Origin of the sequence: Streptomyces sp. NBC_00690, assembly GCF_036226685.1 — a bacterium.
In the GTDB taxonomy this organism is placed as follows: domain Bacteria; phylum Actinomycetota; class Actinomycetes; order Streptomycetales; family Streptomycetaceae; genus Streptomyces.
Genome location: NZ_CP109009.1, coordinates 5606009 through 5626455 on the forward strand (window position 1 = coordinate 5606009; position 20447 = coordinate 5626455).

A 20447-nucleotide genomic window follows, 5' to 3' on the forward strand; every position below is an offset into this window, starting at 1 on the left:
ACCCGCAGCGGCGACATCGTGGCCTTCAACGGCCATCATCTACGTGGCGTCGGTCTGGAGGTCGTCGTCCTGGTCGGTGGTCAGTGCGGCCGGCAGTGGTAGCCCGTACTTGTCGCACAGGAATCGGGTCTGGCAGTACCGCTGGGCGTCGGCGGCCACCCTGCCGAGGATCGCGGCATTCATACCGGCACCGATGAGGACACCCACGAACGGGACCACCTTGGCGACGTTCTGCACCGGCACCCTGGAGCCGGCCGGGCCCAACTGCTGCATCAACTTCTCCAGGGCGGCCAGCAGACGATGGTCCTGGCGAAGCTTGTCGGACCACCTTATGCGCCCCTTGATCGCATTCGCCGCCCGTGCGGTATCACGCAACGGCTCGGCCTTTGCCGCCTGGGCCATGAAGGACCGGCGTACCAGGCGCTGGATGAACAACTGCTCGTCGGGGTCTTTGGCGTCGTAGCCGTAGGAGTACGCGACGCGCGTTGCGATCGATGTGCTCAGGACCTGGACGACGAGGATGTCCGCCGTCATCGCGACGGGTATCCCGGCGACGGGAACCATCGCCAGCAGGCCCATGGCGCCACCCTCGAACGCGCCGGCGGTCCGCCATCTGAGGGTGTTGGAGGTCAGCAGCCGGTCGCAGACCTTGAGGTCCTGCTGTCGCAGTTCGGTGAAGCTGTCGAGTTCGACTCCTCGTTTGCGGGCGAGCTTCTCGACGTTCTTCGGGTCGTTGAGGTCCATCGCCCAGTCGTTGACCAGTTCGAGCAGCGCCGCCGCGCCTGCGAGCGCCGGGCGCATGGCCTTGTCGGCGACCGCGTCGCCTGCGCGACGGATCGGTTCCGTGACCGTCTCCGGCACGGCGTCCTTCACCCGTCTCGCGGCCATCCCCGCAACTTCACCGGTGCGACCGAGTGCAGTGCTCGCCCAGTTCGGCAGACCACGGCGGTTGTTGCGGCGCTGCCAGTGTTCGTTGAGGGTGTCCCACACCTGCTTGTCGTACGCACTCATCGGGACTGCACCGAGGGCGAGTGGGGCGGTGTAAGAGCTCATCGAGGTTCTCCATGGTGACCGTTGCTGCTGGTGCGCGATGCCTTACCAGCCAACACACGGGTGACACCGCGGTGAGGGTGGCGATGTCCAGAGCCGACTGCGCCGCGCACCTGTGGGTTGGCAACTCATCTCTGCCGCGAAGTAGCGGTCAGGATCCATGATTCTGGCCTCTTTTGGGAGGTTGGGGCAGGGCTTTGGCCTTGTTGAGATCTCTGTACCCGTCGACCAGGGTGGTTGGGGGCGCCTGGCGACGAGCCCCCACGTTCATCTGCCGGGCGTCCGCGAGCTGTCTGCCCACACACCCAACGTCAGGACGGCGGCTGCCCGCGCTGGGATCCGCCCGCCGAGACCAGATGCATTTCCCCGCGGATCTGGATGCGGAAGAACTCTGCCCAGGGCCAGCTGTATCTGGTTCGGACCCGGCTGGAGAGCACGGCGTCACATCAACTGGGAGCTGGCCTCGTGAGCGGTTCGCACACCGGCGTACGGGAGCGGTCAGTGTGCGGCGAGCGCGCGGAGCGCGAGTTCTACCTGGTGGGCGATAGCGGCTGGCTCATCGTCGGGCAGCAACTGCGCGATGCGGATGAGTCCGAGGAGTTGATAGGCGATGTCGTCCGCTGTCACATCGCGAGCAAGGGTCCGATCGCCTTGGGAGCGGTCAACGGCCTCTTGGCCGATCTTGGTGAGATGCGCCAGGCAGCGCTGGAGGTCTGCATCCGACGGCGATCCGCCTGCCAGTACATCGATCATCGCCTGGTTGGCGACCAGGCCGGTGATCGTGGCGGTGAAGAACTCGCGGAGGCCGTCCACTGCGGAAGACCCCGTTGGCAGGGGGGCCCGTGCGAGTGCGGCGAGATCGGTCCCGGTCACGGCCTGCACGAGGTGTTCGCGGGTGGGGAAGTGCCGGTAGAGGGTCCCGATGCCGACGCCGGCCGCCGTGGCGACGGCCCGCATGTCAACGGCCATGCCGGACCGTCGGAACGCCTCGCCCGCCGCGGTGAGGATGCGTTCCCTGTTGGCTGCGGCGTCTCGGCGCTGCTTGCGATCCTGTGACATCCCTCCACTATAGCGATTCGGAACACGTGTTCCGTTTGATGCTATCTTGATTCGGAACACATGTTCCGTTACGGAGGGGAGTGGGCGCGATGCACACGATGGTGATCACAGGAGGCACCGACGGTATGGGCGCGGCCCTGGCCCGCCACTACCTCGCGGCCGGGGAGCGCGTCACGGTGATCGGAAGGAGCCGCAGCAAGTTCGATGCGCTGGTGACGGCCGTGTCCTGCGTGGATCCGTCGGCAGCGGCGCGGGCTGAGTTCGTCCCAGCTGACCTGTCCCTGGTCGCCGACAGCCGGCGGGTGGTCGATCACCTCCTGGCGCACCATGAGCGCATCGACTCCCTGGTGCTGGCCGCCTCCTTCATCCGGCAGCGCAGGCAGACCACGACCGAAGGACATGAGGCGTCCTGGGCGCTGTTCTTCCTCAGCAAGTACCTCTTCGTCACCGGACTCGCTCCGCTGCTTCGTGTCGCCGAACGGCCGGTGATCGTGAACACCGCCGTCCCGGGTGCGCGAGTGGATGCGGTGAACTTCGAGGACCTGGAGATGGTCCATGAGTTCACCTTCAGACGCTCCAATGCCCAGCAGCGTCGCGCCAACGAACTCCTCGGGGTCCTCGCCGCCGACGGCATTCCCAACCTCGCCTACATCACCTGGGGCCCGGCCCGGCTGGTGCGTTCCAGCTTCGCGGGCGAGGTCGGAGGGGTCATGCGCATCACCGCCGCCGTCCTCGGGCGCCTACTGGGCCAGCGCCCGGAAGCCGCGGTAGGCCCGATCATCCGCATCATCGATGATCCGAGCCCGGGACGAGCCGCCTACCGCGGCGCAACCGAGCGCGCCCTCAACGTCGGCCGCCAGGACGGGACGGACGCCGTACGGCTGGCTGCGGCGGTCGAGGAGGGCCTGTGACGGCTCGGGGCTACGGCTGCCGTCGGACGGAAGCCCGACGGAACCACCGCCGATCATCTACGAGCCCGAGTCCCCGCCCGTAGGTGACCAAGGAGGCAGGGGCAGGGCGGAAGCACTCATCTAGGAGGTGAAGGCTTCGCTGATGGCGTGACTGTCCTCGTGCATGCGGTAGCCGGTGATCTTGCCGTCGGCCGCGGTGATGTGGAGGGCGAAGTGGTTGGTGAAGGACTTGCCGGTGGCCAGGACTCCGAAGCGGTTGTGGCCGATGACCACGGCGTGGTTGCCGTCGACGACGGTGGTAGCGACGACGTACTCCTCGGCGGGAGTCAGATGCTGTCCGAAGGAGGCGAAGAACGCGGCGATGTCGTCCTTGCTGGTGCGGCTGCCGGCCCACGGGATGTTGGGGGCGCCGGCGACCTGGAAGTCGACGCCGTCGTCGAAGAGGTCCAGCAGGGCGGGCACGTCGCCTTCGCCGAAGCGCGCGAAGAATGCGTCGACGACATCACGGGTGCTGGTCGGGGCGGTGCTGGTGCTCATGGTGGTTCCGTTCTGGGTGATGGGTGATGGGTGATGGGTGATGGGTGATGGGTGATGGGTGATGGGTGGAGTCGGCGGTGAGGCTGTGCCGCGGGAGTTTCTTGGGATTTGTGCGAGTTCCCTCGGGTGTGTCCCCAGACTGCCCGGGCGGAGAGCGCCCCAGTAGTGGCCCGATGGTCAAGGAGTGAAAGGATCGGGTCATGCACCGCGTTGGCGTTCTGGCCCTGGATGGCGTGGTCCCCTTTGAACTCGGAATCCCCGCGCGGATCTTCGGCGCCGCCCGCGACAGCACGGGCAAGCGGCTCTACTCCGTGACCACGTGCAGCTTGGACGGCCGGCCCGTCCGTGCAGAGGCCGACTACCAACTCACCGTCTCCCACGACGCATCCCTGCTGGCCACCGTCGACACCGTCGTCATCCCGCCCTCCCACGCGCTGGGCCCCATCCGTGAGGAGGGCCGGCTGCCCGACGCCCTGCGCGAGGCCCTGGCCGCCATTCGTCCGGGCGCCCGGATCGTGGCGATCTGCACCGGCACCTATGTACTGGCCGCCGCGGGACTGCTCGACGGCCGCCCCGCCACCACGCACTGGCGCGAAGCCGACCGTCTCCAGCGCATGTTCACCACCGTGCGCATCGACCCCGACGTCCTCTTCGTCGACGACGGTGAAATCCTCACCTCGGCGGGGGTGGCCGCAGGAATCGATCTATGCCTGCACATCGTCCGCCGTGACCACGGCAGCGATATCGCCAATGAGGTCGCCCGCTCCTGCGTCGTACCGCCTTGGCGCGACGGCGGCCAGGCCCAGTACATCCGGCGCCCCGTCCCCGACCCCACCGCACCCGGCACCGCCCCCACACAGGCGTGGGTCATGGAACGACTCTCCGAACCCATCGCCTTGGTCGACATGGCCGTCCATGCAGGCGTCAGTGTGCGTACCTTCACCCGCCGTTTCCGTGACGAGGTCGGCACCAGCCCCGGTCGATGGCTCATCCGTCAGCGGGTCGATCTCGCCCGGCACCTGCTGGAGAGCACCGACTGGCCCGTCGACCTGGTCGCCGACCGTGCTGGGTTCGGCACCGGTGTCTCCCTGCGCCAGCACCTTCATGCCGCCATCGGCGTCACACCTCAGGCATACCGCCGCACCTTCCGTCCTGCGCCCGCAGCCGGGTCGGCCCGCTAGCGGCGGGCAATTCGTCGCTCTGTTTTGCCCACGGGACCGCCGCGTGGCCGGTGGGGCATGTTCGCCCGATGTGGATCAAGGGGAGGGGAGTGGGAAAGCGATGTCGAGAAGTCGATTAAACTCCTGGGGAATGATCGAAAGGGCTGATCAGTGGGCGTAGTGAACCGGGGCAAGCAGCCCAGCCTCACCCAGTTGCGTGCCTTCGCCGCCGTCGCCGAGCATCTGCACTTCCGGGATGCCGCCGCGGCCATCGGCATGAGCCAGCCCGCCCTTTCCGGTGCCGTCTCCGCCCTGGAGGACGCCCTCGGGGTGCAGCTGGTCGAGCGTACGACCCGCAAGGTGCTGCTCTCCCCTGCGGGCGAGCGGCTCGCCGCCCGGGCCCATGCCGTCCTACGGGCCGTCGGTGCGCTGATGGAGGAGGCCGAGGCGGCACGGGCGCCCTTCACCGGCGTACTGCGGCTGGGGGTGATCCCCACCGTCGCGCCCTATCTGCTGCCGACGGTCCTGCGCCTGGTCCAGGACGCCTATCCGGATCTGGAGCTCCAGGTCCACGAGGAGCAGACCGCCTCGCTGCTGGACGGACTGACCGCGGGACGGCTCGACCTCCTGCTCCTCGCGCTGCCGCTGGGGCTGCCAGGACTGGCGGAGTTCCCGCTCTTCGACGAGGACTTCGTCCTGGTCACCCCCGAAAGCCATCCACTCGGCGGCCGTCCGGACATAGCGCCGGGGGCGCTCAGAGAACTGCCGATGCTCCTCCTCGACGAGGGGCACTGTCTGCGCGGTCAGGCCCTCGACATCTGCCGGGAAGCGGGCCGGGGCGACGACGCCTCGGTGACCACCACGGCTGCCGGGCTCTCCACCCTGGTCCAACTGGTGGCCGGCGGCCTCGGGGTCACCCTGCTTCCCCGTACGGCCGTCGAGGTCGAAGCCGGTCGCGGCGGGCTCAAGACCGCGTCCTTCGCCGAGCCCGCTCCCACCCGCAGGATCGCCCTGGTCGCCCGCCCCGGAGCCGCACGGCACGCCGAGTTCGCCGAGTTCGCCGGGGCACTGCGTGAGGCGCTGCGCCCACTGCCGGTACGGATCGCATCCTGAGGCGCGCACGGAGCGAGCCGCCGCCCGCGGTCACTCCGTGCGCAGGCCGTCCGGACGCATCATCCGCCACAGCGGCGGCAGGCTGAGCAGTGTCACGAGCAGGATGACCGCGGCCCCCACCCCGGCCACGGGGAGGAACAGCCACCAGCGGGTGACCTCCTTGCCGGTCAGGGCCAGCATGGCGGCCCCCAGCGCCAGGCCGCCGGCGATGGCCACCGCGGTACCCAGTACCACCGGCACCGCCGTCTGCCACAGCACCGACCAGGCCAGGGTCGTACGGCGGGTGCCGAAGGCGACCAGCGATGCCAGCAGCCGTCGCCGTTCCGTGAGCTGTTCGAGCTGGGACACCAGCATCGAGGCGGCGATCAGTCCCAGGGTGGCGGTGGCGGCTGCGAGCAGGCCGGTCTGGAGGCTCTCGTACCGGGCATCGCGCTCGATCATCCGGATCGACCAGATCCGCATCGCGGGGTCGATGGCCGCTGCCGTGTTGCGGACGTGTTCCCGGGCGTCGGGGAGGCCCCCGTCCAGGCTCACCTGGGCCGTCGTCGTACCGCTGGGCAGCAGTGCGACGTCCAGTGCGCCGAAGGTGGCGAAGACGCCGATGGTCTCCCAGTCCTCAGGGTCCTTGGCGACGACGGTCCGTGTGTCGCGCGGCAGGGTCCACAGGGGTGAGCGTTTGCCCTCGCCGTCGCTCAGGAGCAGGGCCGTTCCCTTCCTGGCGGTGACGTCCACCCATTTGTTCTGCTCGCGGCTGTGGGCGCTGTGGATGACGAAGGTGTCCCCGTCCGCGCAGGAATCGATCGTGGCCAACTGCTGCAACGTGGCGCAGTTGCCCATGGTCAGCGAGGTCACCGTGTTCCCCTCGGGGTGCTGCACCGCCGCCCGAACGGTGGTGATCACCTTCCGGACCCCCTCGGTCCGCTCCAGTTCCCGGGCCATGCGGTCCGCCAGCGGCCGGCTGGGAAGGTCCGATGAGACATTGAGCTGGTTCCAGCCGGGATTCTTGCTCAGCGTCCTGTTGAACTCGTCGTGCATTCCGGCGAACAGCATCTGGAGGGCGATCGCCCCCGCCACCGCGACCATGATCCCGCTCACCGCGCGGGTCGGCGGGCCGCTGCTCAGCTGGAGTCTGCGGGTCGCCAGTTGCCAAGGGAGCGGACCGCCCCGCATCCGCCCCACCACGGCCTCGACCAGCCACGGCAGCAGGGCGGCCACACCGAGGAGCATCAGGATCGAGCCCAGGGCGATGGGGAGCGGATCGACCACCCGGGGCGATTCGACGTCACCGACGCCGTCTACGTTGAGCAGCAGCAACAGCCCCACGGCCGGCAGCAACGGGCGCCACCAGAACCGGCGGCGCGGTGGGGTGGAACGGCGCACCACACCGAGCGGTTCGATCACCACCGAACGCAGTGCGACCAGGGTGACCAGGATCGAGGCGGCGGGTACGGACACCAGCAGCGCCGCGGTGAGTTCAGGCAGCGGCACCACGTCCGATGGGAAGGCGCTCAGCTCCCAGATGCGTATCCATCCGGCGAACTGCCGGACCAGTGCGAACAGGGCGACGCCGCAGAGCACCCCCAGCACCGAGCCGAACAGGGCCTCGCCCGCGGCGATCCTTCGGGTGGTGGGTGCGTCGGCTCCCACCAGGCGTAGTGCGGCCAGCCTTCGATCGCGTCGATCGCCACCGAACCGCACGGCGGTGGCGATGAACACGGCCACCGGCACCAACAGCACAACGCAGGCGAGCGTGATCACGACCACGAGGAGCGGATCGTAGGGCAGGGACTCCGCCGTCGGGCCGCCCCAGCCGTCGGTCCTTTCGGCCCCGTCGCCCGGCGCCAGGCTGGAACTTCCCGCGTAGAAGAAGAGCTCGCCGGGGTCGAGGAGTCCCGTGTCCCCGATGGTGCCGATCACCCGGTGGTCCAACCGGTGGGCCAGCAGCCGTCCCTCGTCGGACGCGAGCAGTTCCCGGAGGGCGGGGGAGACCAACATCTCGCCGGGCCCGGGCAGTTCCCCGATGCCGGGAGGAAGCGTCGGCCGCGCGCCCTCCGCGCGCAGGAGCACGCCCTCGACGACCTCTTCGCGGTACTCGGTCGACGCATCGGCCCAAACCATCGATGTGGCCGTGGCCGTGGCCGTTGACTTTGGCGTGGACGCCCCCGACGCCCCCGACGCTGCCGACGTCACGGGGTCTACGACCATGGCCCCGGACGGGGTACGGGCCTCGGCCCGTCGATCCCGGTTGTCCATGATCTGCGGCACCGACGCCGCGATCAGCAGCAGTGCGACGCCGAGTCCGACACCCGCGGCGGTCAAAGCGTTGCGCAACCACCCCTCGCGCCCGCCGAAGGCCCCGAAGCGCAGGCCGTACGCCAGGTCCCGAAGCCAACTCCGGATACGACCGGGGCGGTGGTACCGAGCGGGGGCGCGGTCGCTGCGCTCTTCCGTGAGGATCATTGCGTGGGGGTCCGGATCATGTGATCTGTGGGGGTGGGGAGCTTCGGGCGGCGGAGTGTCACAGGGTGTGGTCGGGGTCCCGGGTCCTGCCGTCGCGGACGACGATCTCCCGGTCCGAGTAGGCGGCCACCCGGGTCTCGTGGGTGACAAGGACGACGGCGGCGTTCGTGGACCGCGCCGCCTCGGTCAGCAACTCCATGACCCGCTCACCGCTGTAGGAATCCAGGGCTCCGGTCGGCTCGTCGGCGAACACAACCCGCGGCGAGGTCACCAGGGCACGGGCGACGGCCACGCGTTGCCCCTGCCCACCGGAGATCTCCCCGGGCCGCTTGGCGCCCACGTCCGCGACCTCCAGACGCTCCAGCCACTCCGCGGCGGTCGCCTCGGCCGCCTTGCGACGGACCCCGGCCAGCCGCAGCGGCAGGGCCACGTTCTCCGTACAGCTCAACTCCGGGACGAGTTGCCCGAACTGGAAGACGAACCCGAATTCGGTACGTCGCAGGGCGCTGCGCTCGGCGTCTGAGAGCGCGCACAGGTCCTGTCCGGCGTAGCGGATCTTGCCGGCGTCCGGCGGGACGATCCCCGCGAGACAGTGCAACAGCGTCGACTTCCCCGAGCCGGACGGGCCCAGCACCGCCACCACCTCGCCGGGGTGGATGGAGAAGGAGGCACCGGCCAGCGCCGGGGTGTGGGCGTAGGACTTGTGGATGTCCTCGGCGACCAGGAGGGATCCCTCGGGGATCATGCGCCGACCTCCGCAGCGAGCCGGTCCAGCCGGGTGGAGGTCAGCTCCAGCCAGCGCAGATCGGCTTCGAGATGGAACAGCGCGTGATCGCAGATCAGTTGGTCCGCCAGGTCGCCGTGCCGCTTGCGGTCGGTGAGCACGCGCATCAGCCGTAGGTGCTCGGCGCGCTGGGTGTCCAGCAGGGCCGCGGCGCTCCGGCCGGTGAGCAGGGCGATGACGACCTTGGTGTACAGAGTGGACTGGAGGTAGGGCTCCGGCTTCTCCGGCTGGGTGAGCCAGAGGGACACATCGGTGATCCCGGCTTCGGTGATGGCGTAGCGCTTGCGCTCCGGCCCTCCGCCGGCCTCCATGCCGTCGACTTCGACCAGCCCGTTCTTGAGCAGCCGCGACATCGTCGAGTAGACCTGCCCGTAGTGCAGAGGACGGTCCTGCCCGAACTTTTCGTCGAAGGCGCGCTTGAGGTCGTAACCGTGGCGCGGCCCGGATTCCAGGAGCGCGAGGAGGGTGTGACCTATCGACATGTCCAGCACTGTACGTGGTGAGTACGGCGCCCTCGCATATGAGCGCCCGAACCGGCGTTCACCGGCTCGGGCGCGTGCTCACTCGTGCGTCGGAGCTTCCGGGGGAGGCGTCTGCTTCGGTGGACGGCCCCGCCGGGGGATGGGGCCCACACCCCCCGGCAGTCGACCTGCCTCAGACAGTGCACGTCGTAGCAGGTACTCGATCTGCGCATTGGCACTGCGCAGTTCGTCGGACGCCCACCGGGCCAGCGCGTCGTAGACCACCGGGTCCAGCCGCAGTAGTACCTGTTTGCGCTCGGCCGGGGGCGTCACTGGTACAGAGTGCCCGTGTTGAGGACCGGCTGGGCCGAGCGGTCCCCGCACAGCACCACCAGCAGATTGGACACCATCGCCGCCTTCCGTTCCGAGTCAAGTTCCACGATGTCCCGCTCGCCGATTCGGTTGATCGCCTCTTCCACCATGCCCACGGCACCGTCCACGATCAGCCGGCGCGCTGCGACCACGGCGCCCGCCTGCTGGCGCTGGAGCATCGCGGAGGCGATCTCGGGAGCGTATGCGAGATGGGTGAAGCGGGACTCGACAATGTGCACACCCGCTGCCTCGACCCGGGCGCGCAGTTCCACGGCGAGCTTCTCCGTGATCTCCTCGGCGTTGCCCCGCAGGGAGAGACCGTCTTCGTCGTGGGCGTCGTAGGGGTATTCGATGGCGATGTGGCGCACGGCGGCCTCGGTCTGCGTGGAGACGAACTCCAGGAAGTCGTCCACCTCGAACAGTGCCTGTGCGGTGTCCTCGACCTTCCACACGACGACGGCGGCCAACTCGATCGGGTTGCCGTAGGCGTCGTTGACCTTCATCACCGCGGTCTCGTGGTTGCGCACCCGGGTGGAGATCTTCGCGCGGGAGGTGAGCGGATTGACCCAACGCAGCCCGTCGGTGCGGATGGTGCCGCGGTAGCGGCCGAAGAGTTGGACGACCCTGGCCTCGCCGGGCGCGACCATGTTCAGACCGCACATCGCGAGGAACGCCCCGAAGGTGATCAGGCTGCCGACGATGACCAGGGTCGCGATCACCGCGGGGCTGCCGGTCATGGCGCCGAACACGATGGTGAGGACGCCCAGGGCCAGGCCGAGCAGACCCAGCAGGAGTGCGAGGCCGCCGCCGATGCTGTGGGCGGCGAACTCGCGCACGCGTGGCGCGGGCATCTGCGGTACGTCGTCGATGTGTGGAGCGGTCGTGGCATTCATGGGTTCCCCCGTCGTCCGTTGTCCGATCGGCCGCGGCCCCCACCTGGCGGTCACGGTCGGAGCCATCGCCTCAGTGGTCCCTCCCTGAGCAGCGGTCTCTTCAGGAAGGATCCGCTGAGTGATGTGCTCCAGCTAGCTAAGTGATTACACATTAACCCAACGGGGCAACCCTGCACACCCCTCGGGAGTCGGTTCCAGTGGACGGGGTGCTGTTTGTCACGTCCGTAAAGTCCGGATCGGTAAACCTTTGTCACAGCGGCCGGTGCTAGTTTTCTGAGCTGCTTCCTGCATGCGGTCGAGCCCCTGCGGGCGGCATTTTCCAGAACCGGATTCAGCCGTCAGGGCGGTACGCATCCGAAGCGGTTCGTGCTGCGGAACGCGGGCAACCGCCAGGCATCGACACCGCACGAACCCGGTGACCAGCCTCCGGGCAGGCACCGGCGGACGGACCCACGGGCGGAAGCGGTTCACCGCCGGACCGACCGGCGCCGACGACAGCGAGCGAGAGCGGAGCGGACGAGCGATGGGCCGAGCGGAAGCCCGACGGGCGCGGGAAACCGGCGCCCGCCAGTCCAGAAGGGCCGCCGCGCCCCGGGGCATACGACGCTTCTTCACCTGGAAGAAGGTCCTGGGCACCTTCCTGGGACTCGTCGTGCTCCTCGCGGGCGCCTTCTTCGTCGTCTACCTGTTGGTCCCGGTGCCCACCGCCAACGCCCACGCGGAGATGCAGAGCAACGTCTACAAGTACAGCGACGGCAAGATCCTGACCCGTACCGGCAAGGTCAACCGCGAGATCATCGGGCTGGAGAAGATCCCCGAGGACGTGCGCTACACCTTTGTCGCGGCGGAGAACAAGTCGTTCCACAAGGACCACGGGATCGACCTCAAGGGCACCACCCGCGGACTCGTCAGCACCTTGACCGGCCGCGGCAAGCAGGGTGGCTCCACGATCACCCAGCAGTACGTCAAGAACTACTACCTGGACCAGGACCAGACGCTCACCCGCAAGCTCAAGGAACTGGTGATCTCGCTCAAGGTCGACCAGAAGAGAAGCAAGGACGAGATCCTCGCCGGGTACATCAACACCAGCTATTACGGGCGGGGCGCCTACGGAATCCAGGCCGCAGCCCAGGCGTACTACGGCGTCGACGCCGGAAAACTGACCCTCGCACAGGGCGCGTATCTGGCCGCGCTGCTTCAGGCGCCCAGCCAGTACGACTGGGCGGTGGCCTCCGACACCGGCAAGAAGCTGGCCAGCGAGCGCTGGCGGTACACCCTGAACAACATGGTCGAGGAAGGCTGGTTGGACGCCGCCGAACGCGACCGGCTGACCTTCCCCGTGCCCAAGGCGCCGAAGGCAGCCCCCGGCATGGAGGGGCAGACCGGCTACCTCGTCGAGGCCGCCAACGCCGAACTCGCCCGCCAGGGAGTCAGCGAAGAGGACATCAAGGCCGGCGGTTGGACGATCACGCTCACCGTCGACAGCAAGCGGCAGAAGGCATTGGAGAAGGCCGTCCAGAAGGAGTTGGAGGCCAAGCTCGACCGCAAGGGCGACAAGAAGGACGCCACCGTCCAGGCCGGAGCCACCTCCGTCGACCCCGAGACCGGTGCCGTCGTCGCGCTCTACGGCGGTGTCGGTGCCACCGAGCACTGGCTCTCCAACGCCACCCGCCGTGACTACACCCCGGCGTCCACCTTCAAGCCGGTGGTCCTCGCCTCCGCCCTGGAGAACGAGTCGAAGACGCAGGACGAGCAGCCGATCGGCCTCAACACCATGTACGACGGCACCAGCAAGCGTCCCGTCGAAGGCAGCGACACCCCCTTCAACCCGGAGAACGAGGACGATCGCGACTGGGGCCCGGTCACCGTGCAGAAGGCCACCAACAGCTCGATCAACTCCGTCTATGCGCAGATGATCGTCGACGTCGGGCCGGACAAGACCAAGCGGACCGCCCTCGACCTCGGAATGCGGGACGGCAAGGACTGGCCCGAGCGCCCCGCGATGTCGCTCGGCACCATGCACGCGTCGACGTGGGACATGGCCGGGGTGTACGCGACGCTCGACAACCACGGCAAGAAGGTCACACCGACCATCCTGAAGTCGGCGAAGCACCAGTTGCGCAAGCCGGACCTGGCGGACCCGATCGGGCGCCAGGTCGTCAGCCGGGGCACCGCCGACACCGTCACCTCCGCCATGGAGGACGTCGTCCGCAACGGCTCAGGCCGCAATGCTCAGGGCAATTACGACGCCGCAGGCAAGACCGGTACCGCGGAGAACAACTTCGCCGCCTGGTTCGTTGGCTACACGCCCAAGCTCGTCACCGCAGTCGCCCTGTTCGGCGAGAAGCAGGACGGCACCGGCCGGGTCACCCTGACCGACACCATCAGCCCCGGACGCACGGGCGGCGGTGGCGTTCCGGCCCGGATCTGGCAGGAGTACACGGCCAAGGCGCTCGGCCAGGACGCGGACGCCCGCTTCGACCTGGAGGTCAAGGAGCCCGCCCGCAGCGAGCCTGAACCGGAGCCCTCGCCGTCGGAAGAGTCGAGTCCGTCCCCGAGCGAGTCGGCCGAGCCGTCCGACGAGCCGTCGCCGAGCCGCTCGGAGCCGGAGCCCGAGCCATCGTCCGACAAGCCGTCGCCGAGCAGGTCCGAGGCGGAACCCGAGCCCTCGACCAGCAGTAGCCGATCGACGGAGCCCAACCCCAGGCCCAGCAGGTCCGGCCGGCCCACCCAGGGCAGCGAGGGCAGCGGCTCCCGCGAATGAGGCATGACGGTGGCACCCGGCCGGAGAGCCGGGTGCCACCGTCACGGTCGTTCAGGCAGGGAGCTCAGCCGCCGTTCACCTTGTTGGCGATCCGGTCGCCGATCCCCTTGTCGATGTTGCGCCAGTACTGGAAGGCGCGGTCCAGGATCGGCCGGGACACCCCCTGGAGCAGATGCCCGGACACATTCGCCACCAGCCGGTCGCGCGCCGCGTCGTCGAGCACCTCACGGACCTGGGTGCCCGCCTGGCCCCAGTCGTCGTCCTCCCGGTGCAGCCTGGTCGCCTCGCGGACCATGTCGCCCGCCGTCGCCCAGCCCGCCGGATCGCCGAAGCGGTCCACGTCCGCGGCCGGCCCGCCGAAGGAGTTCGGCGCGTACGGCATCGAGGCGTTCGACGGCACGTACCGCATCGGACCGTCCTTGGCGTAGGAGTTCACCGCGGAGTGCGGCCGGTTCGGCGGCAGTTGCGCGTAGTTCGGACCGATCCGGTAGCGATGGGTGTCCGGGTACGAGAACAGCCGTCCGAGCAGCATCTTGTCCGGTGACGGGCCGATTCCGGGCACCAGGTTCGACGGCTCGAAGGCCGCCTGCTCGATGTGGACGAAGTAGTCATCGGGGTTCTTGTTCAGCACCATCCGGCCCACGTCGATCAAGGGGTAGTCGCCGTGCGGCCACACCTTCGTCAGGTCGAACGGGTTGAACCGGTAGTCCGGCGCGTCCTCGAAGGGCATGATCTGCACCTTTAGGCTCCAGGTCGGAGCGTCCCCGGACTCGATCGCCTCGTACAGGTCCCGGCGGTGCTTGTCCCCGTCGTGCCCGGCCAGCTCATCGGCCTCGTCCTGAGTGAGGAACTCGATGCCCTGGTCGGTCTTGAAGTGGTACTTCACCCAGAACCGCTCACCGCCGGCGTTGACCCACATATACGTGTGCGAGCTGTAGCCGTTCATGAACCGGTAGGAGCGGGGGATGCCGCGGTCACCCATCAGCCAGGTGACCTGGTGGGCGCTCTCAGGCGAGAGCGTCCAGAAGTCCCACTGCATCTCGTTGTTGCGCAGCCCGGTCGCCGGGTGCCGCTTCTGCGAACGGATGAAGTCCTGGAACTTGATCGGGTCACGCACGAAGAAGACCGGCGTGTTGTTGCCGACCATGTCGTAGTTGCCGTGCTCGGTGTAGAACTTCAGCGCGAATCCGCGCGGGTCGCGCCAGGTGTCGGGCGAACCCAGCTCACCGGCGACCGTCGAGAACCGGGCCAGCATGTCGGTGCGCTTCCCCGGTTGGAAGAGGTCCGCCTTGGTGAACTGGCTGACGTCATGGGTGACCTCGAAGAAGCCGTACGCTCCCGATCCCTTGGCGTGCACCACCCGTTCGGGGACCCGCTCCCGATTGAACTGGGCCATCTTCTCGATCAGATAGTGGTCCTGGAGCAGGATCGGCCCCGCAGGGCCGACGGTGAGCGAGTGCTCGTCGCTCTCCACCGGGATACCGGCGTTGTTGGTCGTGTAGGGAGCTTTGGGCGATGTCTCGGTCACGAGCGTCCTCCCGGGGCATGGGGGATGAGGGTGTGGTCGCTTCGGCCGTGTGCCCCAGTCAACTCCGCCGACACTTCGTCGGCAACTTTTATCGGGATTCGCCCCCGTCATCGCCGCCCGGTCAGCGCAGTGCGTACGCCGGGAACCGCCCGCTCGTCGCCTTCGCACCCCGGCCCCGAACCCGATCGGATGACGGCCGTACGCGCACACCGCCCGTTCGGGCCACCCGGCGACGGTCGAGATGGTGAAAGACGGCCACGACGACCGTTGCCGGCGACGGAGCACGGCGCCCGCTGGCAACGAATCAGGGCCGCACCCCCAGCCGGGGATGCGGCCCTGATCGACACCACGGGACGACTCAGGCCCGGGTCGGCAGTTCGAACCAGACCACCTTGCCGCTGGAGAGCCGGGTGGCACCCCAGCGCCGCGCCAGTCGGTTCACCAGGAACAGCCCGCGTCCACCCTCGTCCGTGTCCCGTGCCCGACGCTGTCGGGGCAGCTGCGGAGAGTCGTCGCCGACCTCGCAGCGTAGGACGTCCGTCCGGAGCAGCCGCAGGGTCACCGGGCGTTCCGCATAGCGCACGGCATTGGTCACCACCTCGCTGACCAGCAGCTCCACCGCGTCGCTGAGCTCCTCCAGCCCCCAGCGGGACAGTGCCCGGCGAGCCAGACGACGGGCCCGGCCCGGGGCGGCGTCCTCCGGCTCCAGGAACCAGTAGGCGACATCACTCGGCGCGATCCCGTCGAAACGGGCTGCGAGCAGCGCGATGTCGTCGTCCCGGTCGCCCGGCCCCAGCATGTCCAGGACGTCGTCGCAGAGCGCTTCCAGCGGCGGCGAATGGTCGGGACCGGTCAGCTGGGCGGTCGCGGCCAGCCGCTCCCGGAGCTGCTCGATGCCCGTCCACACGTCCCGCAGCCGGGACTCGACCAGACCGTCCGTGTAGAGCAGCAGGGTCGCCCCCGCCGGTGCGTCCAACTCCACGGCCTCAAAGTCCACCCCGCCCACACCGATCGGCGCCCCGGGCGGAACCCGCAGCACTTCGGCCCGGCCACCCAGATGGAGCAGCACGGGTGGCGGATGGCCGGCGTTGGCGATGGTGATCCGGTGCGAGACCGGGTCGTAGACCGCGTACATGCAGGTCGCCATCCGGTCCGTACCGAGCCGCTGCGCCTGCTCGTCCAGGTGGTGCAGCACTTCCTGCGGCGGCAGGTCAAGACCGGCCAGGGTCTGTGCGGTGGTCCGCAGCTGACCCATGATCGCCGCCGATGTCATCGAGTGCCCCATGACATCGCCCACCACCAGTGCCACCCGACTGCCGGGCAGCGGGATGGCGTCGTACCAGTCGCCACCGACCCGCGCGGTCTCCGCCGCGGGCAGATAGCGGGACGCGAGACGCACCCCGGTCGGCTGGGGCAGCGAGTCCGGCAGCATCGTGCGCTGGAGCTCGTCGGCGATGTACGCCTCCCGCCCGTACAGCACGGCCTTGTCGATGCCGAGTGCCGTGTGCGTGGCCAGTTGCGCTGCGACCAGCAGATCGTTCGGCTCGAAGGCGGGCCGGTCGGGGCGTCGGACGAAGACCGCAGCACCGATCACCCGCCGACGTCCACGCAGCGGGGCGAGTATCGCGCGGTGTCCGTTCGGGACGGTCCGGTCGGCGCCGAGCAGTTCGGGCAGGGCGGCCCGGGCCGCTGCGGAGTCGCCGAAGACGGGCCGCACCCCGCGCAACACCTCCGACAGCGCACCACCGGGCCGCACCTCGCACAGCTCTGATGCGGGTGTGAGATCGGTGTGCGGGTCGACGGAGGGCGAGGTGAGCGACGAGGCGGACAAGGAGGTGCCGGTGACTCCGGCGAGCAGCGCCGAGGTGCTGAAGTCACCGCTGTCTTCGGCTAAACGCAGCCGGTCGGTTCGCCGCAGTCGCAACACGAACGGCGCGACCGGGCGCTCGTCACCGACGGGGAGCGGGTCGCGGAGGAAGACCAGGATCGCGTCCGAGAACGTGGGCACTGTCGCTCGACACAGCCCCAGCACGATCTCGTCGAGGTCTATGCCACGAGCGATCCTGCGGGTCGCTGCGCCGGTGAAGCGCAGCCGGTCACCCTCGCGCCGCGCGGTTGCCGCCAGGTCCTGCATATCGGCCGGCGGGCCGTTGGGCGCGGGGACGACGGAGGGGGCGGCCGGGGCGGGCACGGCCGGTGAACCGGCCGAATCCGCCCGCGGCCGGGTGCGTTCCTGGGGCCTCGCAGCCAAGGGCTGGCGGCCTTCGTGGGAGGTTGGCTGCTCCGTCACGCGTGGGCTTCCGTCCGTCTGGGCCGGGTGTGCGATGCGAACGCCTCGTGAGGCGGTGTACCCGCTCTACAGGTGGCGTCGACAGGGTGGCGGGCATCCGGCACGGCTCCACCCCCTAGAAGAAACTTGTGGCGACTTGGTGACTTACGGTCAGGTCGTGCGCTGCGCCGAAGAGTTACAGGTTGGTTCCGAACGATGCAGCCCTGCGGACGACGATCCTACGTTTGCCCCCAGGGGGCGTATCAAGAGTCTCATGGCCTCGTATGCGCCGGAGTGTGTTCAGGGACCGGAGTCCGACATCTTGCGGGACGGGTGACCGACACACCCGCGGGACCATCATGCCCCTCCAAGGTGCACCCGTTGAAGTCACCCCGCACCGGCAAACTCAGCCGGAGCGGTGCGGGGCGGCTGCCGAGGGCGAGGGGGCGGACCTCCGCCCTGCCGTCGGGAGCGTCGGAACGTGAGGGACCCGAGAACCTTGTGGGTCTTCGGAGACTTCTGCGGATTCTGTATCGTTTAGTCCTTTTCGGGACATCACGGCACTCGCGGTGGTCGGGGTCGGGGTACGCGGACGCTCGCCACGGCCGCGGTTGCCCCCTGCGCCCGTCCGACGAAGTCCGACGGCCCGCCACCGTCAAAAGGCCAGCCTGGCGGCCGTACGGTCCCAGTCGGCCGGTAGTTCCGGCACCCGCCAGCCGGGATCGGGACGCCAGTGCTCCCATCCCTCGGAGAACGGCGCCCCCCAGGCGTTGATGACCTCCACGGCGGCCAGCCCCGCGGCCCTGACCTGCACGGCCTTCTGGGCTTCCATCAGACCCACCCGCTGCGCCTGGTCGAACTCGTCCTCGTCCTCCCAGCGCCAACTGCGGTCGGGATAGACGCAGATGTCCAGGAAGTGATCCTCGGAGTCGATGCCGTCCGCCCAACGGGTCCGCGGCTCCTCCAGGTTCACGTACCAGTTCTTGAACCGCCAGCCCGGCTCCCAGAACAGCCAGACCGACCAGGGTTCGCCCGGTCGGGCCAACTTGAGCACACCTGTGCCAAACCAGTGGTCGCGCTTGACCGTGCGCGGAGCCGTGTAGCGGGTGGCGAGCGGCTGTTCGTGGACGGGGGTGCCGTCCACGAGCACCGGCTTCACGCACTCCGTACCCGGAGCCATCCACACGGCCAGCACATCGGCGGTGTCCTGGACGACGGTGACGGGGCGGCAGATGTCCACCCCGTAATGACCCGCCAGGTCCGGGGCATGGCCGCGATAGCGCCAGAGGATGTGGTCTCCGGGGCTCCAGCGTTCAATGCGTTCCGTGCCTGTCATGAGCAGATTTTAGGAGTACGGCACACCTGTCCGTACCGGATCTTCACAACGGCGCGCCCGGGCGGGCCGACCAGCCGGCTGGGAACAGCCCTCAGGGCCGGGTCATCCGCAACACGTCGAGCGCCTCGTCCAACTGCTCCAGCGTCAGCGCCCCGCGGTCCACGTACCCGGACTCCAGGACGACTTCGCGGATGGTCTTGCGCTCCGCGAGCGACTTCTTGGCGACCTTCGCCGCCTCCTCGTACCCGATGTACTTGTTGAGCGGGGTGACCACGGACGGCGACGACTCGGCGTACTCCCTGGCCCGTTCGACATTGGCGGTGATGCCGTCGACCGTGCGGTCGGCGAGCAACCGGGACGCATTGGCCAGCAGGCGCACCGACTCCAGCAGATTGCGGGCCAGCACCGGCAGCATCACGTTCAGTTCGAAATTGCCGGCCGCACCCGCGACCGTGACCGTGGTGTCGTTGCCGATCACCTGGGCCGCGACCATCAACACGGCCTCGGGGATCACCGGATTGACCTTGCCCGGCATGATCGAAGAACCCGGCTGGAGATCGGGCAGATTGATTTCGGCCAATCCGGTGCGTGGGCCGCTGGCCATCCAGCGCAGATCGTTGGCGATCTTGGTGAGGGACACGGCGATCGTGCGCAACTGGCCGGAGGTCTCCACCAGGGCGTCCCGGGCGCCCTGCGCCTCGAAGTGGTCCCGGGCCTCAGTCAGCGGAAGCCCCGTGGACCGTGCGACCTCGGCGATCACGGCCGCGGAGAACCCGGGCGGGGTGTTGATGCCGGTGCCCACCGCGGTCCCCCCGAGGGGCAGTTCGGCCAGCCTCGGCAGCGCCGATACCAGCCGCTCCACCCCGTAGCGGACCTGTGCCGCATAGCCGCTGAACTCCTGGCCCAGCGTGACGGGCGTGGCGTCCATCAGATGCGTGCGCCCGGACTTGACCACCTCGGAGAACTCGACCGACTTGCGCTCCAGCGACGCCGCCAGGTGCTCCAGGGCCGGGATCAGATCGGCGGTGACGGCCGCGGTGGCCGCGATGTGGATGGAGGAGGGGAAGACGTCGTTGGACGACTGGGAGGCGTTCACATGGTCGTTCGGGTGGACCGGGCGCCCCAGGCGCTCACCCGCGAGCGTGGCCAGCACCTCGTTGGTGTTCATGTTCGACGAGGTGCCGGAGCCGGTCTGGAAGACATCGACGGGGAAGTGGTCGTCCCACCGCCCGTCGGCGACCTCCGCCGCCGCATCCACGATCGCCCGCGCGATGTCCTTGTCGAGCACTCCGAGTTCGGCGTTGACCTCGGCGGCAGCCGCCTTGATCCGGGCCAGGGCCTCAATGTGCGCGCGCTCCAGCCGCTGCCCCGAGATGGGGAAGTTCTCCAGTGCCCGCTGGGTCTGGGCGCGCCACTTGGCGTCCACGGGCACCCGCACCTCGCCCATGGAATCGCGCTCGATGCGGTGGTCGGCGGCGTCGGTCATCGGGACGGTACCTCCAGCTCTGGGGGCCCGCCGGGCGCGGTCCCCCGCGGATAGGTGAGCGGTTGTCCGGTTCCGGCTATTCCCCGCTGCGTTTACCGACCAGTAAATACCCGAGCGCAAAAACCCGAGCGCCCGACACGGGGGCGCGACCGACCCACAGCGCGCGCTGAGCTACAGGGTCGTTCCGCGACGGGCGTCGGGGCACCCGTAGTGAAGGCCGGGGCCGTGGCCCCTGCCGGGGCGACCCCGCCCGGCCCTGAAGAC

The 20447-nt window shown here is 69.0% G+C and carries 16 protein-coding genes; 4 read left to right on the forward strand and 12 right to left on the reverse strand.

Annotated features, from left to right (window positions below):
• Positions 1 to 39: 39 nt before the first annotated feature.
• Together OID54_RS24755 and OID54_RS24760 are read right to left on the reverse strand one after the other, a co-directional pair.
• Positions 40 to 1053, reverse strand: coding sequence for an EcsC family protein (locus tag OID54_RS24755; protein WP_329022881.1), 1014 nt, complete (start codon positions 1051 to 1053; stop codon positions 40 to 42).
• A gap of 495 nt (positions 1054 to 1548) precedes the next feature.
• Positions 1549 to 2109 carry a TetR/AcrR family transcriptional regulator gene (locus OID54_RS24760; RefSeq protein ID WP_329022882.1) on the reverse strand — a complete coding sequence of 187 codons (561 nt, stop codon included), beginning with the start codon at positions 2107 to 2109 and terminating at the stop codon, positions 1549 to 1551.
• An 89-nt stretch (positions 2110 to 2198) separates the two neighbouring features.
• On the opposite strand from OID54_RS24760, the gene OID54_RS24765 reads away from it, so the two are divergent.
• Positions 2199 to 3020 (forward strand): SDR family NAD(P)-dependent oxidoreductase, encoded by an 822-nt coding sequence (locus OID54_RS24765; RefSeq protein WP_329022884.1) that lies wholly within the window; start codon positions 2199 to 2201, stop codon positions 3018 to 3020.
• A gap of 120 nt (positions 3021 to 3140) precedes the next feature.
• Here OID54_RS24765 and OID54_RS24770 read toward each other — a convergent pair whose 3' ends face one another.
• Positions 3141 to 3557: a nuclear transport factor 2 family protein gene (locus tag OID54_RS24770; protein WP_329022886.1), complete on the reverse strand. Its 417-nt coding sequence runs from the start codon at positions 3555 to 3557 to the stop codon at positions 3141 to 3143.
• A gap of 200 nt (positions 3558 to 3757) precedes the next feature.
• Between OID54_RS24770 and OID54_RS24775 the strand changes: the two genes are divergently transcribed.
• Both OID54_RS24775 and OID54_RS24780 read left to right on the forward strand, forming a co-directional pair.
• On the forward strand, positions 3758 to 4738 hold the full coding sequence (locus OID54_RS24775; RefSeq protein ID WP_329022888.1) for a GlxA family transcriptional regulator: 981 nt from the start codon (positions 3758 to 3760) through the stop codon (positions 4736 to 4738).
• A 150-nt stretch (positions 4739 to 4888) separates the two neighbouring features.
• Positions 4889 to 5830, forward strand: a complete 942-nt coding sequence (locus tag OID54_RS24780) for a LysR substrate-binding domain-containing protein (protein ID WP_329022889.1) — start codon at positions 4889 to 4891, stop codon at positions 5828 to 5830.
• A 30-nt stretch (positions 5831 to 5860) separates the two neighbouring features.
• On the opposite strand, the gene OID54_RS24785 is transcribed toward OID54_RS24780, so the two are convergent.
• The 5 genes from OID54_RS24785 to OID54_RS24805 all read right to left on the reverse strand — a co-directional run bounded on the left by OID54_RS24785 (position 5861) and on the right by OID54_RS24805 (position 10800).
• Positions 5861 to 8290: an FtsX-like permease family protein gene (locus OID54_RS24785; protein ID WP_329022891.1), complete on the reverse strand. Its 2430-nt coding sequence runs from the start codon at positions 8288 to 8290 to the stop codon at positions 5861 to 5863.
• Positions 8291 to 8348: 58 nt separating this feature from the next.
• Complete coding sequence (locus OID54_RS24790) at positions 8349 to 9035, reverse strand: ABC transporter ATP-binding protein (protein ID WP_329022892.1); 687 nt, start codon at positions 9033 to 9035, stop codon at positions 8349 to 8351.
• The gene (locus OID54_RS24795) at positions 9032 to 9556 is read right to left on the reverse strand and encodes a PadR family transcriptional regulator (RefSeq protein ID WP_329022894.1); all 525 of its coding nucleotides are present in this window, start codon (positions 9554 to 9556) and stop codon (positions 9032 to 9034) included. Before OID54_RS24795 ends, OID54_RS24790 begins: the two co-directional genes overlap by 4 nt.
• A gap of 78 nt (positions 9557 to 9634) precedes the next feature.
• Positions 9635 to 9868, reverse strand: a complete 234-nt coding sequence (locus OID54_RS24800; RefSeq protein ID WP_329022896.1) for a hypothetical protein — start codon at positions 9866 to 9868, stop codon at positions 9635 to 9637.
• Positions 9865 to 10800 carry an SPFH domain-containing protein gene (locus tag OID54_RS24805; protein WP_329022898.1) on the reverse strand — a complete coding sequence of 312 codons (936 nt, stop codon included), beginning with the start codon at positions 10798 to 10800 and terminating at the stop codon, positions 9865 to 9867. The genes OID54_RS24800 and OID54_RS24805 overlap by 4 nt, the downstream gene beginning before the upstream one ends.
• Before the next feature lie 523 nt (positions 10801 to 11323).
• Here OID54_RS24805 and OID54_RS24810 point away from each other — a divergent pair.
• On the forward strand, positions 11324 to 13564 hold the full coding sequence (locus tag OID54_RS24810; protein WP_329027762.1) for a transglycosylase domain-containing protein: 2241 nt from the start codon (positions 11324 to 11326) through the stop codon (positions 13562 to 13564).
• Positions 13565 to 13628: 64 nt separating this feature from the next.
• Here the strand turns inward: OID54_RS24810 and OID54_RS24815 are convergent, their stop codons facing one another.
• The 4 genes from OID54_RS24815 to OID54_RS24830 all read right to left on the reverse strand — a co-directional run bounded on the left by OID54_RS24815 (position 13629) and on the right by OID54_RS24830 (position 20183).
• Positions 13629 to 15092, reverse strand: coding sequence for a catalase (locus tag OID54_RS24815; RefSeq protein WP_329022900.1), 1464 nt, complete (start codon positions 15090 to 15092; stop codon positions 13629 to 13631).
• A gap of 358 nt (positions 15093 to 15450) precedes the next feature.
• The gene (locus tag OID54_RS24820) at positions 15451 to 17382 is read right to left on the reverse strand and encodes a SpoIIE family protein phosphatase (protein WP_329022902.1); all 1932 of its coding nucleotides are present in this window, start codon (positions 17380 to 17382) and stop codon (positions 15451 to 15453) included.
• 634 nt (positions 17383 to 18016) lie between these two features.
• Positions 18017 to 18697, reverse strand: a complete 681-nt coding sequence (fomD, locus tag OID54_RS24825) for a cytidylyl-2-hydroxypropylphosphonate hydrolase (protein WP_329022904.1) — start codon at positions 18695 to 18697, stop codon at positions 18017 to 18019.
• A gap of 91 nt (positions 18698 to 18788) precedes the next feature.
• On the reverse strand, positions 18789 to 20183 hold the full coding sequence (locus OID54_RS24830) for a class II fumarate hydratase (protein WP_329022906.1): 1395 nt from the start codon (positions 20181 to 20183) through the stop codon (positions 18789 to 18791).
• Positions 20184 to 20447: the final 264 nt, after the last annotated feature.

Excerpts from the sequence above, each read along its gene's own strand:
- OID54_RS24755 (WP_329022881.1), bottom strand. The coding sequence starts at position 1,053 with ATGAGCTCTTACACCGCCCCACTCGCCCTCGGTGCAGTCCCGATGAGT.
- fomD (WP_329022904.1), bottom strand. The coding sequence starts at position 18,697 with ATGACAGGCACGGAACGCATTGAACGCTGGAGCCCCGGAGACCACATC.
- OID54_RS24770 (WP_329022886.1), bottom strand. The coding sequence starts at position 3,557 with ATGAGCACCAGCACCGCCCCGACCAGCACCCGTGATGTCGTCGACGCA.
- OID54_RS24785 (WP_329022891.1), bottom strand. The coding sequence starts at position 8,290 with ATGATCCTCACGGAAGAGCGCAGCGACCGCGCCCCCGCTCGGTACCAC.
- OID54_RS24790 (WP_329022892.1), bottom strand. The coding sequence starts at position 9,035 with ATGATCCCCGAGGGATCCCTCCTGGTCGCCGAGGACATCCACAAGTCC.
- OID54_RS24765 (WP_329022884.1), top strand. The coding sequence starts at position 2,199 with ATGCACACGATGGTGATCACAGGAGGCACCGACGGTATGGGCGCGGCC.
- OID54_RS24795 (WP_329022894.1), bottom strand. The coding sequence starts at position 9,556 with ATGTCGATAGGTCACACCCTCCTCGCGCTCCTGGAATCCGGGCCGCGC.
- OID54_RS24760 (WP_329022882.1), bottom strand. The coding sequence starts at position 2,109 with ATGTCACAGGATCGCAAGCAGCGCCGAGACGCCGCAGCCAACAGGGAA.
- OID54_RS24830 (WP_329022906.1), bottom strand. The coding sequence starts at position 20,183 with ATGACCGACGCCGCCGACCACCGCATCGAGCGCGATTCCATGGGCGAG.
- OID54_RS24805 (WP_329022898.1), bottom strand. The coding sequence starts at position 10,800 with ATGAATGCCACGACCGCTCCACACATCGACGACGTACCGCAGATGCCC.
- OID54_RS24775 (WP_329022888.1), top strand. The coding sequence starts at position 3,758 with ATGCACCGCGTTGGCGTTCTGGCCCTGGATGGCGTGGTCCCCTTTGAA.
- OID54_RS24810 (WP_329027762.1), top strand. The coding sequence starts at position 11,324 with ATGGGCCGAGCGGAAGCCCGACGGGCGCGGGAAACCGGCGCCCGCCAG.